The following is a 13,734-nucleotide window of genomic DNA, read 5'->3' as shown; positions in this document are numbered from 1 at the left end:
ATGGATATCCTCTTATTTGTTATGCAATACCTTGTATATTAAGGAATAAACTGCTGCACGATTTTAACAACCTTACCCTCACGCAACGTTACATGGTATGGAAATTGGCTGAGATCCAATACATCTTTTTTGGCAAAATCTTTTTCAAACTGTGCCAAAGGGATGGATTCATTCCATTTTACATCTGTATCTTCTATGCGACCTGTATGATCATAAATTTGTACCTCTACCGAAGCATCTGGGGCAACCTGGTACACGTCATTTTGCACGGAATTATTCACGATGTAGTAACCGTCTGGTGCTCCGTCCAATCCTGTGTTTCCTTCATGCTCCAAGAACGCCTTGTCTGCTGCCTTACCTTCATACCATTCAATCGGATCTGCCGACAAATAGATTTGTCCGTTATGCATCTCCAATTGGTTTATATATACGGTCTCCTGATTTTCAGCAGGTGTTACGGGCGTGTAGCCTTGTGCTGTTGCTCCCACTGCCGTCATCAGCATCATCATTAAAGCCAATATTGTCCATTTCGAAGCTAGTCTCATCATGTCTGATCTCTCCTTACCGTCTGGGTATGTACACGGTGTCTGTAAGCTTCATTACCCTTATGCACTTACTATAAACGTTGTACGGTTAAAAAGTGTATCAGAACCATAAAAAAGAAGTTACGATTTTTTAAGACTTGGTCTTAAAACTTGCTTACATGTCTTATCTACGGCTTTTTATTTGATCAATCCGACCTGACGTGCCTGTTCTTCGGTGAGAATAAACTCTTCATTTTGCCATACCTCGTCCTCTTTGGTTACAGCGAACATACTCATAATCTCTGTCCAGATTCCTTTGTCGGCAGCTTCCTTTTGCGTAATGATAATTTTCATAGCTGCTCCTCCTCTTGTAAAATATATTCAATCCGCAAGCTTGTCCTGAATTTGCCTAATCATTGTTCTGTTTATAACATATGTACCCTTTTTCAGCCGAAATTATTCGTATCTTAAGTGTCCATACGATCATGCACCATAACAAGCCACCATCGAACTTCAATCAATGGTGGCAATCATGTTGACTTATGATGTAAAGGATACTAATAGTTTAGTAAGAAATATTCATAATTTCAGTAAATGATAGTATTAATATTCTATTTTTTGAACTGATGTGCTCCATGTTTCAAAAGGCAGCTTGCTTTTGGGCGAGTATATTTGACTCATAATTATTGAACGATCTTCCATAGGCAAAGCAATTTGTTCATATATAAATTGGTCGTCAAATCCGATGATTGCTGCTTCTTCTTTTGTACATGCGTAGTAGACTGCATCAGGTCTTGCCCAATAAATGGCCCCAATACACATTGGACATGGTTCACAGCTTGTATAGATCACACAACCATTTAATTGAAAATCATTTAAATGCTTACATGCTTCTCGTATAGCCTGTACTTCTGCATGTGCTGTAGGATCGCAGTACGAGGTAACTTCATTAACCCCTCTTCCGATAATTTTCCCATCCTTAACTACAATGGCACCGAACGGGCCACCATGACCAGAAACAACATTTTGCTGGGCTAACTGGATTGCTTGAGTCATTAAGTTTTCATTACTCACGGGATCATCCTCCTGCTATTCATTTCAAGGTCATTCATCCAATAAAAACGATAGTATCAGCCTTGTGTTAGTTTTAACCCTTGGTTCATGCCTTTTTCGGCCACTCGCCAACAAATTCAGCCTTATCATAGGCAAAGAAGTCTTTCAGAATCTCATCTCGATCATCGATGAATAGCTGATCTGCTACTGCCGACGCGAGCTTGGGTATAGCAAATCTCATGCCAGAAATGGCAGAAGCCGAGAGCCCGCAGCTGACCAAAGCAGCATAGTTAAAAGCAAACAGTCCATTCAGCAGTTTTGGGTCCTTGTCATCGCGGCTCGAGAAAGCAAAGCCCGGACTCAAATAAGGATGTGCATCAAGCAAGGGATTAGCTACTGCTTTCGGGGCCTTATAGCGGTCTGCCCAACGAGCAATGTGGCTTTCGACAAGCCTCAACTCCGGTCGCAAAGCCGGATCAGAGAGGAGACCTGTGCTGATAACAAGAAAATCAAAGGTAAATTTGCCTTGAGGCACAGTTACTGTCGCCCCTTCGTCCGCAGCCTCCACATCAAGCCATGGCGCACCCAAATGCAATTGGAAACCGGGCCATGAAACCGCGCGCTCAAAGGTGTCATTGGTCGGCGGCTGACTGTGCTTGAAAAAATGGGCGATCACCGCATATTTCTCGGCATCCGACAGCGTAGCAAACCGTTCAATCATGCCGGACAATTCCATTTGACGGATCGGGTTGATCCTGGGCAGTTCCTTTCGGCGAACAAAAATATGGACCTCAGCCACTCCTTCGGCTAGTGCGAAATTGGCATTATCAAAGGCCGAAGCCCCACCGCCCAATATAGCGATTCTCTTACCTTTCAGCGAATCAAAATCAATGGTTTCCGAGGTGTGGGCATATAGGCGGTGCGGCAGTTTATCAGCAATCACGGGCGGAACATACCATTCTCCGCCGCCCTGAATACCGGTGGCCAACACAACCTTGCGGGCCAGCAATTGAGCAGATGGCGCTCCCGCCCCTTCGATATGCAGGCGGTGAACCCCACCCTCCACGGGCTCGATCTGCTTCAGCCTGACCTCATTAACCACAGGCAGATCAAGGATTTTTCGATACCAGCGCAAGTAATTCATCCAGTCGCTCCGCGGAATCTTGACCACCTCTTCCCAGCCTTTCTGCCCGGCTTGTGCCTCCCACCAGGAGCGAAAGGTCAGCGAAGGAATCCCCAGGTCGATGGAGGTCAAATACTTGGGTGTTCTCAACGTCACCATGCGGGCATAGGTTTCCCACGGTCCTTCGGAGCCTTCCTTGTTTTCGTCGATAACGAGAATGTTGGAAACACGTTCTCGCAAAAGGCCGAAGGCTGCGCCCAAACCACATTGTCCGCCGCCGACGATCACAACGTCATAGACATGCCCCTCAGGATGGCTCAGGGGGCGAACCCAGTTAGGTCCCCTGAAGTTGAGATACGAAAGATCGGTTATTACCCGTTCGTTTAAAGCCTTTAGGCTCATGCTTGCTCATTCCTTTCTGCTATAAACGTCCAATGCGGCCTGCGAAGCAGCTCCGATATGAACGGGGACGCGATGACGGAGCAATGCGGCCTCAAGCGCTCCAAGCAAGTGCAGCACATTTTTTTTATTGCAGCTATACCCCATAGTGCCGATCCGCCATATTTTCCCTTTGAGCGACCCGAACGAGCTGGCGATTTCAATGCCGAATTCGTGAAGAAGCATCGTCCGAACAGATTCGCCGTCAACGCCGTCCGGTATATTAACGCACGTAACCATCGGCATCTTGCAGCCAGGATCGCCAAACAGCGTTAATCCCATCGCACGAATTCCAGCCACCAATGCCGCTTCATGCTCCAGATGGCGGGCAAAACGCTGCTCCAACCCTTCTTCCAATACGAGACGCAAGCCTTCCCGCAGGGCGTACAGCATCGAAGTCGCTTCGGTATGATGGTTTAATCGGATTGGACTCCAATAGTCCTGAAGCTGACTTAAATCCAGATAATTACTTTGAATTCTTTTACCGCTCCAACCAGTTTCCGTCTGGGGTTCGCGCAGCCCACGTTCGATTCGTTTTCGCTTCAATATTTTCGCTTCTGCCCGCTCATTATAGGTAACAGGTGCCATGCCTGCCGGAACGGAAAGACATTTTTGTGTTCCTCCGATCACGGCATCCAGCATCCACTCATCCGTCGCAACCTTCGTTCCACCGACTGTCGCAACCGCATCGACGACGAGAAGAACATCCAACTCCCGGCAAGCTTTCCCTATTTCCTTCAGCGGCTGCATACGTCCTGTCGATGTCTCGCCGTGGACGAGCGCCACAATATGCGGACGCTCTTGACGAATCCTTTTCACCACTTGCTCCGGATCAAAGACTTGCCCCCATTCCTGCTCCATGGTAGAGATCTCGGCTCCGCAGCGTTCCGATATTTCTACCAACAAATGGCCGAATCTGCCGTAGATCGGAACCAATACACGGTCACCCGGTTCAATTAAGCTCGTCAGTACAGCTTCGATACCGGAACGAGATGTACCGTCAACCGAATATGCCCAGTGATTGTTCGTTTGGAACAACGCCCTGATCATGTCCATCGTTTCATTCATGATGTCGGTAAATTCTGGATCAAACTGCCCCAAGATCGGGAACGACATCGCCCGCAGCACACGCGGATCCACCTCCACCGGTCCGGGGGTCATGATTGTACGAGGGGACGGTGACAGATCACGATACGTTTTCAAAGCGCTCCCCCCCTGTCATAGGCCAATACATACAAGAAATCGGTTAGTACGGAAACACCAGCAGCAAGCTCCTTCGTGGACGTGTATTCATCGGGAGAGTGGCTGATGCCGCCGCGGCTAGGAACAAATACGAGTGCGGTTGGACAGACGGACTGCATCACTTGCGTATCGTGACCGGCACCGCTGAACATGCTGAGAAAGCTCAAATTTCTATGCATACAAATATGTTCCACCATTCGAGTCAGTTCTACGTCCATCATGACCGGCTCTGCGTTCATCCATTGGCTGAGGGTCAGCATAAGCCCTCGTCTGGCTGCAACTTCTTCGAAGCTTATTTTCACGGCTTGACAAAAAGCGGACAATGCCATAGAATCCGAATGCCGCACATCAAGTGTAAACGTGACTTTGCCGGGAATCACATTAGATAGACCAGGGATCACTTCCAAGCTTCCTACGGTCGCTACCATCGGGGAGCCGTAGCTTTGCGCCAGCCCTTCGAGCAACTGAACCATTTCGGATACGCCCACAAGCGCATCTCGCCGCAAGGCCATCGGCGTCGTTCCCGCATGATTTGCTTCGCCTGTGACCTCGCACGTAAACCGCTTTTGCCCAACAATGCCTTTGACCACCCCAATCCCCTTCTCTTCCCGTTCAAGAACCTTTCCCTGCTCGATATGAAGCTCGATAAACGCTTGGATATCGTCCCGTTTTGCAGCGCGCCCCGCCTTGGAACCAAATCCTGCCGACATCATCGCTTCCCTTAAACTAACGCCTTCGGAGTCGCATATTTCCGGTACTTGATCGACCGAATAACGTCCTGAAACATTACCGGAACCCCAGTATGTTAACGGAAATCGGCTTCCTTCTTCTTCACAGAACGAGACGATCTCAAGGTTGCATTTCGGTCTTCCGTATCGTTCCAATAAAAACTGAAGAGCTGCTAACCCTGCGGCAATGCCGAAAGCCCCGTCATATTTGCCTCCATTTATGACGGTATCTATATGGGAGCCTGTCAGAATCGTTCCCCCATTCGGTTCCGTTCCTTCAATTCGTCCATAAAGGTTCCCCACTTCATCAAAGTAAACCTTAAGCCCGGCTTGCTTCATCCTGTCGTTTAGAGCCGTTTGCGCTTGTTTCCAGGAATTCGAGTATAGAAACCGGGTAATACCTCCCCCGCCGTCTGCACCATATTCGGATAACCAATGCAATGTTTCTTCGATAGAAGCAGCTAATCGATTGATATCCGGCAGCTCTTGCGGTAAGCGAGGTATGACATTGTTCATCATCTATCCCCCCCTTTACGTTTGAATGGATGCAGCAGCATTCCCTTTCTCGACAGCGAAACTCCTTCGCCCAACCTATATACCACTTCACCACGGCATAAAGTGGCAGTTACCCGGCAGTTCAATTGCCTGCCAACATAAGGACTATGCTTATGACGGTAATACAAATCATTCGCGGCCAAGGTATACGGACTGTTCAAGTTGAAAATCGTCAAATCTGCATCCATTCCTACTTGAATCGTACCTTTGCGGGGAAATAGACCAAAACGGCGGGCCGGATTTTCAGACAGCAGCCGAGATAACAAGGGTAAAGGAATCTTTCGTTTCAGGTGTCCTTCATCCAGAATCAGTTCCATCGAGCTCTGTGCTCCGGAAATGCCTCCCCAAGCTTGAAACCAGTCGTCGGATCGCTTTAACTCGGTCGGACACGGTGAATGATCCGAAGTGATCATGTCTATCTTCCCGGCAGCAATTGCCTTCCACATCTCTTCCCGTTCCGCTTCGGACCGGAGCGGCGGGGCACATTTCGAAATAGTTCCGAGGGACCCCATATCATCACAGGTCAGCATCAAGTAATGAGGGCAAGTTTCCAACGTCACATTCATGCCTGTGCGTTTTGCCTGATCAATCAGCTCTACGGCTTGAGGATTGCTAATATGCACGAAATGCAGCGCGCAACCTGTCTGCTTCGCATAAAATAGCGCACGATGAACGGCTTCCAATTCCGCAAGTACCGGCCGGGATGCCGCATAATCGCGAAACCCGGTTTTGCTGGCATGCTGCGCTTCAGCGCCAAGCCCCGCTACCAGCGGCTCACTTTCTGCATGAAGGGCAAGAATACCGCCAATTGCAGCAATTTGCTGCATCCCCTCATATAAAGTAACATCATCGACTCCCCGGAAAATATCCTCTCCTTCTCCTCCCGGGTCGGACATAAAGGCTTTGAATCCGACAACTCCTGCCTCCGCCAAGGCTTCTAGTGATTTCAGATTTCCTGGTACAAGTCCTCCCCAGAACGCATAATCAACGTACGACTGACCATAGGCCAAAGCCGATTTTTGATTTAATGCGCTTAATGAAGTTGTAGGCGGCCGGCCATTTAGAGGCATGTCAATGTAGGCGGTGCATCCACCCGCAGCGAGCGATGCCGATCCACTGACAAAACCTTCCCAATCACCTAATGCCGGCTCGTTGAAATGAACATGAACATCTATCATTCCAGGCAGTACAAACTCTCCGCTTGCATCAATGACTTTGCATTCCTGCGATGGCTCCAGCAATTGCCGGAGTACGTGGATTTTTCCATTTTTAATTCCGATATCAAGTGCATATACCCCATCTGGCAAAACGACTTGGCCTCCACGTATGATAACCTCTAAACACTCCGTCATAATCCATGCACCCACTTAACAAAAATACAGTATTTTGTTTCAATTCATCAGCTTCCCCGGTACGTGCTGTAGCCGCCAGGAGCTACAAGCAGCGGAACATGATAATGGCTGCCCGCATCACTCACACCGAAACGAATTGGAATGCACTCCAGAAAAGGGGGTTCTTTCCCGGCCAAGCCCTTCTCCCGAAAATAATCGGCAACGTAAAAAACCAGCTCATACTGCCCCACCTTCAACTCGCCGCCTGACAGCAGAGGCGCATCCAGGCGTCCGTCCGCATCGGTTACGACAGAACGCAGCAGCCTCCGTCCCTCCTCACCGCCGATTTCCCACAGCTCGAGCTTCATTCCGGACGCCGGTGTGCCGCAGGACACATCTAGCACGTGGGTAGTTAATTTTCCGTCGTTAGGGCTCGTAATCAAGTTGCTTAATCGAAATTGGGCAATCTTAAATACTTCCTTCAAGGCCAGCATTCTCTCTTTATCCCATTCGCCATCAAGCCGTTGGCCCAAGGCGGCATAAATCGAATCTGTATTCATGCCGCGTACAGCTATAATGAAAGGAAATCCGAATTTATCCTTGTAGGCCTGGTTGCTGGCCCTAAATTGTTCATAAACCTCTGGAGAAAGCTCATCCAGGCCAGCGCCCCGCTGCTCATTAACGGAGACCTCCGTCATTTTCAGCTTGCCAGCAAGATCAGGGTGAGCGCAGAGCAGGGCAAGTTGTTCATCAAGTGAAGATTGCTCCACCGCCTCTTCTAATTTACTGGACAATTTCCCAAAAGAAGCAAAAGGATGGGATATCCATGCGCGTTCCGCCACCCAAGGCGAGTGCTCGAACACCCATCCCAGCGCATCGACAAACTGCTCTCTATTCATTCGATTAATAGAATTCAAGGATAATTTCATTTTGCTCCCCTCATATGCTTTTGCAGTTGTTTTTTCAATTATTATAATTTTCCAATTTTCAAGAATTTCCTTTAGGCTGTATAGGACCTGCCGAGCCCCATCTCGCTAAGAAGCTGCCGGTAAGCGATAGAGGTGCGATCTGCCGGAATATGGACCTCCGCTTGCAAATCAAGTGGCAAATCCTCTGGAGTCTGCGCTTCTACCATCTCTCGATCTTCCTGGAACACTTGTAAATTGAACTTGATGGTATCTTCAACGGATGCATCTTTATCAAAATTTCGTGAAATCGGACAAAATAACCGGGTGTAGCGGGCCGATACCGGGCAGGCACAGTTCAATATCATTAGCTTGCCGTCGTTCGGAAAGTAGACCGTAAGCGTAGCCGCGAACGGAGGAAATACACGAAATTCGCGAAGCCATTTAAAGCCTTCCGGGACCAGATTGTCCTGCCCTTTGCCGTAATTGCTAACCGTGCTCCAATATTCGGCAAGCAAGCCGCTGCCTTCCCGCTTGACGGTGTATTGAGGCACAAACGGGTTATCACGGTCTCCGAAGGTATCGGTATGCACAAAGGCGAAGTGCGATACATCGAGGAAGCCTTCCATCTGGCGCCCGGCCGAACCTGCAATGTCGAAGCTCGGCGGCAGCACGTTCAGGTAATCCGGGTCATCCCATCTCGGAAACTCGGGAATTTGCACGTCGCTGGACGCAAGAGATGTCCAGATCAGACCGTATCGCTCTACTACGGGATACGTAATCAATTTCAGCTTGGGTGAAATTTTGGCGTCTGGATGCGCCGGAACTGATGTGCATTTGCCTTCGCAGTTGTAACGAAGTCCGTGATACGGGCAAACAATTTCTCCGTTTTCAACCCAACCCTTGCTAAGGGGAGCACCTCGGTGGAAGCAAAGGTCACGGGCGACAACCAGCTTGCCGTTGCTACGGTAGCATACGAGCTTCACATCAAGCAGCTTTACGCCAACCGGTTTATCCGTGATTTCGCTTGCCTGCGCCACCGGGTACCAATGCTGGGCCAACACCTGCCAATCCTCCGCAGTGAACGTGCAATCCCGCGGAGGTTGAACCTCAGAATGGTTATTTTTAGCTTTAGGTACCATCATGGCACTCTCCTTATCCGTATATTGATTTTATAGTCTAGTGTTCTTTGAAGAGACAACCGAAACGTCGCTGCCGTAGGTCACACCCAGCTCTTTCAGCCATCCCCGGTAAGCAATGCTGACCCGGTCTGCCATCAAATGAAGCTCCGCCTGTAAGTCGAGAGGAAGCTCCTCCGGCTTCTGGCTTTCTACAATTGCCGCATCCTGCTCGATTACCCGCCTCTGAAAATCCCGAAAATATTCGTCAGACTCGTCTAATGCATAATTTCTAGAAATAAGTGCAAAAACAGTTGTTTTTCTCTCTTCGTGGGGAAGCACCGTAAATAACATGGACAGAATCTGGTTGTTTTCATAGTTCACTTTTTTGAGTCTTGCCGTCATAGGCCGCAAAATTTCAAACGTATAGTAAATCGTTGCGTAATTTCCCGAGCCGTCCGCATCAGCGTAAATGGCGATTTCGTCGGAAACGTAGCGGTTTTCATCCCAATAAACGCTGTAATGTGGTATTTCAGGAAAATTAGAGTCGCCCAATAGTCTGTCGTGAACGAAAGCCAAATGACTTGCATCCAGAAAATTTTCAACGACTCTCGGCGCAGTTGCGTGCAGGATATACGGCTCCGCATGTACGGTTTGAAAAGTTGAATCCTCATATTCCTCATAAAAGGGGATCGGAGCTTCGTTCCCGGAACCAGCATCAAGTTTCACCCAAATGATGCCGTATTGCTCCGTGCAGGAATAAACCACCGCTTTAGCTTTAGGAGGAATGGTTTGTCCTGCTGGCTGCTGAGGGATTTTGACGCATTTTCCTTCCGCATCATACTTCCAGCCGTGGTAAGGACAAACGATACAATCGTCTGCCACTTTGCCCAGCGACAACGCCGCCCCCCGGTGTATGCATAAATCTTTAAATGCCTGAACTCCGTCCCGGGTTCGGAAAAGGACGACCCTCTCTTCCAAAATCGTAACAGGCACCGGTTCGCTTCCGATATCCTGAGCATAAACGGCTGCTATCCAATCTTTTTCCAATATATGATCTTTCATCATAGCCACCTTCTCCTTTTAAGATCCGGAGCGTTGCTCGTTCCCCTTTGCGAGCAAATCCTTTAAGTCGCTGTGGGCATACACTCTGGTACCGATCCGAAGCTCATCCTCCAGTTCCAAGGTATTCACCACCACCGATCGGCTGGAGTTCAGAAGAATTTTTCCACGTTCATTGGCATAACAAATTGGTAAACTCCACGTAAAGTACCCGCACTGCAAATTTTTAGGTTCATTGATGTTCGCTTCATATATGTTATATTTTATTACATATAATTCGTTTATTTTTCTTATTATATGGCTAACTCAGAAAATGAGTCAATATAATTAACATAAAAATAATTTTATGTGGACATAAAGAATCTCGATCCCCTTGAACCTTACATATATAAGTTATTAAATATTACATTCCGTTTCCGAAAAACTCCATACGCTCATACATGCCCATTGCGGAAAAAGATAGACCTACTTTGTCAGTAAACGCTTTCAGAACAGATCCTGCCCTCATTTTATGTAAGTTTATTTAACGCAAAATTATAGATTTTTTTCTATGTTTCGATCGAAATCATGTCAGATCATATACATTAATCAACTAAAAATAAGGTGCGTGCCAAGAGTAAAGAGAAGCTAAATAAAAGCGAGATGGCAAAACTTCGTGGAATATTCGTGGACACACTGAGGTATTATGACAAGCTTGATTTGTTCAAGCCTTCACAGGTAGAGGAAAAAACGAAAAGGGACTCACATAAGTGAGCCCCGGGATTGCTACACAGAAAAGTAAAAAGGCTGTACGCATACTGGCTTGGAGACGGTTACTTGTTGTCCCGTGTAGGTCAGTCTTCCACTAATCTTGTCCACTTTAAAGGTAACGATGTTATTCGTATCGCGGTTTGCCACGAGCAGATGCTCGCCGTTTGGAGTCAAAGCAAAATGACGTGGATGCTCGCCTTCGGCAGATACATGCTCAACCAAGCTCAGCTTGCCTGTTGCAGCGTCTACAGCGAACACTACGATGCTATCATGCCCACGGTTGGAGCCGTACACATAAGCACCATCCTCTGAAATAGCAATCTCAGCAGTTGTGTTTTCGCCCGTAAAATCAGACGGTAGTGTCGGTACACTCTCAAGCTCGGTAAGCTTGCCTGCTTCTACGTCATACGCAAAGGAAGTAATGGAAGAATCCACCTCATTAATAACAAAAGCAAATTTATTGTTCGGATGGAACGTCAAGTGACGTGGGCCTGCCCCTGCATGGGTTTTCGTTTCGCCATGAAGCACTAGTTGTCCTTTACTGTCATCAATGGTGTAGACACGGATCAGATCCAAACCAAGATCCTGTACGAAGAGAAAACGACCATCAGGGCTAAAGAAGCTGGAGTGTGGATGCGGACGATCCTGACGCTCAGGATGCGCTCCCTTGCCCTCATGCTGTTTAACATCCAGCAATTCGCCGATACGGCCATCCTCGGTTAGAGACACCAGTCCCACCATTCCTCCGTGGTAGCTGACTACGATCAGGTAACGATCAGATGGATCACGCTGAATGTGACAGGTTGTTGCGCCAACGTTTTCCGCCCGGTTAAGCAATGTAAATGTCCCTTGGACCGGATCGATTTCAAAAGCAGCAGCTTCGCCCACCTTCGCTCCTGTAGCAGAAGTCGTTTCTCCAATAGAATACAGCTTCCGGTTCTTCACATCCACGTTCAGGAAGGTTGGATTTTTCAATCCGGAGAACTCATCCTGTAATGTAAGAATCCCTGTCTCTTCATTAAAAGTGTACGCATAAACTCCGCTGCCTTCCAATTCGGCGTAAGAGCCTGCGAAAACGAGCAATTTTTGTTGTGCTGTCATGGTTGTGTCCTCCTCAAATTAGAAAAATAATGGGCAATTGGAATGATTGCTCCTGGTTCAAATAGCGCTAAGAGGCGCGTTCCACGACGGGCTCTGTAGATAAAGCTACATTGCCCGCTACGGCACGCGAGATCATGCAAGAGCTCTCTGCCTGCTCTGCCAGCCGCAATGCCTGTTCGATCTGCGATTCTGTCGCATCGGCGGCCAATTGAACTTGCGGACGATGGGTAATTCGACGATATGTAAAAATATTGTTCGTTACATCGACAATGCCTTCGGATTCCAGCGCCAGTGAAGCCACCGGAAGACCAGCGCGCTCCATCATCGCCGCCAATGTAATCAAATAGCAGGTCGCGGCAGCGCCTAGCAGCATTTCATCCGGATTGGTGCCCACACCGGGACCGCCCATCTCCGTCGGAATCGAAATCGCTGTCCGCAGCTGTCCGGCCTCCATATGACCGTCGCTGTTGCGCCCCCCGTTCCAGTCTGCCTTGAGCAGAAAGGTATGCTCCATTTCAGGTCACTCCTCTCTTGTATTATGAATCTTTACACAGGTGAATGTAAAGGTTAGTCGATCTCCCGATTTTTCGTTTCGGTACCCAGCAACCATACCGATGCCGCTCCAATCAGGATCGCAACGAAGAAAATCACAAAGATAGATTGTATCGCCATGCCTCGGCCAACCAGCATTCCGACCAGAAAAGGTCCAATCACACCACCGATACGACCAAATGCAGCCGCCATACCCACACCCGTAGAACGGACGGCTGTTGGGTACAATTCCGGGGTATAGGCATACATGGCTCCCCACGCGCCGAGATTGAAAAAGGACAAGCTAATACCAGCAGCCAGCAGCATTCCTGCCGTTTCCGAGGTACCGAACCAAATGGCGGACACCGCCGTCAGCAGTAAATAGACGATCAGTACGAATTTGCGGCCCAGCTTTTCAATTAGATATGCCGCAGTAAAATATCCTGGCAATTGTGCCAGCGTCATGATCAGGACATACTCAAAGCTTTTAACCAGTTCAAAACCCTTCATAAACATAATGCTTGGCAGCCACAGAAACATTCCGTAATAGGAAAATACAACCGTAAACCATAAAATCCACAGCATGAGCGTGGACCTGCGGTTCGGCCCTGACCAAATGGAAGCCAGTCTTTCACGCAGTGGAAGCTTGACACTCTGCTGCTTGTATCGTGGTGAATCCTCTACTGCTTTACGTAAATAAAGAGCGTACAGGGCTGGTACTGCGCCGAGAATAAAAGCCATCTGCCAGCCGTACTTTGGTATAACAAAATAGGCAATAAGCGCAGAAAGAATCCATCCCGCCGCCCAGAAGCTTTCCAACAAAACGACCGCTTTTCCCCGTTCCTGAACTGGCACCGATTCTGACACCAGCGTCGAAGCTACAGGCAATTCCCCTCCCAAGCCTACGCCTGCAATAAAGCGCAGCACCAACAGTACACCGAGCCCTGTCGCCAAAGCTGACAAGCCGCTTGCAATAGAAAAGATCAACAGCGTCCACACTAATATCGCACGCCTGCCGTAGCGATCAGCCAAAATCCCCGCTAAAGCGGCCCCAAACACCATCCCTATCGAATTCATCGCAGTCAACAGACCAATCTGCTCTGATCCCAAATGCCACTCCTTAGCCAGCGCTGCGGCTATGAACGAAAGCAGCCCAACGTCCATGGCATCAAACAGCCAACTGAGTCCTGCGCTAAACAGCAGCTTTCGCTTTTTGGATGGTGGTAATGAAGTCAATTCACTCATGATTCGCTCTCCCTTAAAAATGCATCAT

13 protein-coding genes are annotated in these 13,734 nt (G+C 48.5%); all 13 read right to left on the bottom strand.

The genetic code is table 11. The features are described from left to right. Positions 1–38 precede the first annotated feature (38 nt). Positions 39–548 carry a hypothetical protein gene (locus ACIFQM_RS05350; protein ID WP_430039282.1) on the bottom strand — a complete coding sequence of 170 codons (510 nt, stop codon included), beginning with the start codon at positions 546–548 and terminating at the stop codon, positions 39–41. A gap of 174 nt (positions 549–722) precedes the next feature. Next, positions 723–878: a hypothetical protein gene (locus ACIFQM_RS05345; RefSeq protein ID WP_430039284.1), complete on the bottom strand. Its 156-nt coding sequence runs from the start codon at positions 876–878 to the stop codon at positions 723–725. Between the two features lie 249 nt (positions 879–1,127). Then, the gene (locus ACIFQM_RS05340; RefSeq protein WP_430048078.1) at positions 1,128–1,580 is read right to left on the bottom strand and encodes a nucleoside deaminase; all 453 of its coding nucleotides are present in this window, start codon (positions 1,578–1,580) and stop codon (positions 1,128–1,130) included. 103 nt (positions 1,581–1,683) lie between these two features. Continuing rightward, on the bottom strand, positions 1,684–3,102 hold the full coding sequence (locus ACIFQM_RS05335) for an NAD(P)-binding domain-containing protein (RefSeq protein WP_430065109.1): 1,419 nt from the start codon (positions 3,100–3,102) through the stop codon (positions 1,684–1,686). Between the two features lie 6 nt (positions 3,103–3,108). Further along, positions 3,109–4,341, bottom strand: a complete 1,233-nt coding sequence (locus ACIFQM_RS05330; RefSeq protein ID WP_430065107.1) for a pyridoxal-phosphate-dependent aminotransferase family protein — start codon at positions 4,339–4,341, stop codon at positions 3,109–3,111. Continuing rightward, positions 4,338–5,627: an allantoate deiminase gene (gene allC / locus ACIFQM_RS05325; RefSeq protein ID WP_430065105.1), complete on the bottom strand. Its 1,290-nt coding sequence runs from the start codon at positions 5,625–5,627 to the stop codon at positions 4,338–4,340. Before allC ends, ACIFQM_RS05330 begins: the two co-directional genes overlap by 4 nt. Then, on the bottom strand, positions 5,624–7,015 hold the full coding sequence (locus tag ACIFQM_RS05320; RefSeq protein WP_430065103.1) for an allantoinase: 1,392 nt from the start codon (positions 7,013–7,015) through the stop codon (positions 5,624–5,626). The genes allC and ACIFQM_RS05320 overlap by 4 nt, the downstream gene beginning before the upstream one ends. A gap of 47 nt (positions 7,016–7,062) precedes the next feature. Next, positions 7,063–7,923 carry a 2-oxo-4-hydroxy-4-carboxy-5-ureidoimidazoline decarboxylase gene (gene uraD / locus ACIFQM_RS05315; protein WP_430065101.1) on the bottom strand — a complete coding sequence of 287 codons (861 nt, stop codon included), beginning with the start codon at positions 7,921–7,923 and terminating at the stop codon, positions 7,063–7,065. A 71-nt stretch (positions 7,924–7,994) separates the two neighbouring features. Continuing rightward, positions 7,995–9,041 (bottom strand): Rieske 2Fe-2S domain-containing protein, encoded by a 1,047-nt coding sequence (locus ACIFQM_RS05310; RefSeq protein WP_430039342.1) that lies wholly within the window; start codon positions 9,039–9,041, stop codon positions 7,995–7,997. Between the two features lie 30 nt (positions 9,042–9,071). Then, positions 9,072–10,085, bottom strand: coding sequence for a Rieske 2Fe-2S domain-containing protein (locus tag ACIFQM_RS05305; RefSeq protein ID WP_430048032.1), 1,014 nt, complete (start codon positions 10,083–10,085; stop codon positions 9,072–9,074). A 759-nt stretch (positions 10,086–10,844) separates the two neighbouring features. Continuing rightward, the gene (locus tag ACIFQM_RS05300; protein WP_430039298.1) at positions 10,845–11,930 is read right to left on the bottom strand and encodes a lactonase family protein; all 1,086 of its coding nucleotides are present in this window, start codon (positions 11,928–11,930) and stop codon (positions 10,845–10,847) included. A 67-nt stretch (positions 11,931–11,997) separates the two neighbouring features. Then, the gene (locus ACIFQM_RS05295) at positions 11,998–12,444 is read right to left on the bottom strand and encodes an OsmC family protein (RefSeq protein WP_430039300.1); all 447 of its coding nucleotides are present in this window, start codon (positions 12,442–12,444) and stop codon (positions 11,998–12,000) included. 53 nt (positions 12,445–12,497) lie between these two features. Further along, a complete protein-coding gene (locus tag ACIFQM_RS05290) occupies positions 12,498–13,706 on the bottom strand; it encodes an MFS transporter (protein ID WP_430039302.1) in 1,209 nt (402 codons plus the stop codon). Positions 13,707–13,734: the final 28 nt, after the last annotated feature.

The organism is Paenibacillus sp. NRS-1782 (assembly GCF_050467685.1).
Lineage (GTDB): Bacteria > Bacillota > Bacilli > Paenibacillales > Paenibacillaceae > Paenibacillus > Paenibacillus terrae_A.
The sequence above is the reverse complement of the archived record's forward strand: the minus strand, read 5'-3'. Positions and strand labels throughout refer to the sequence as shown.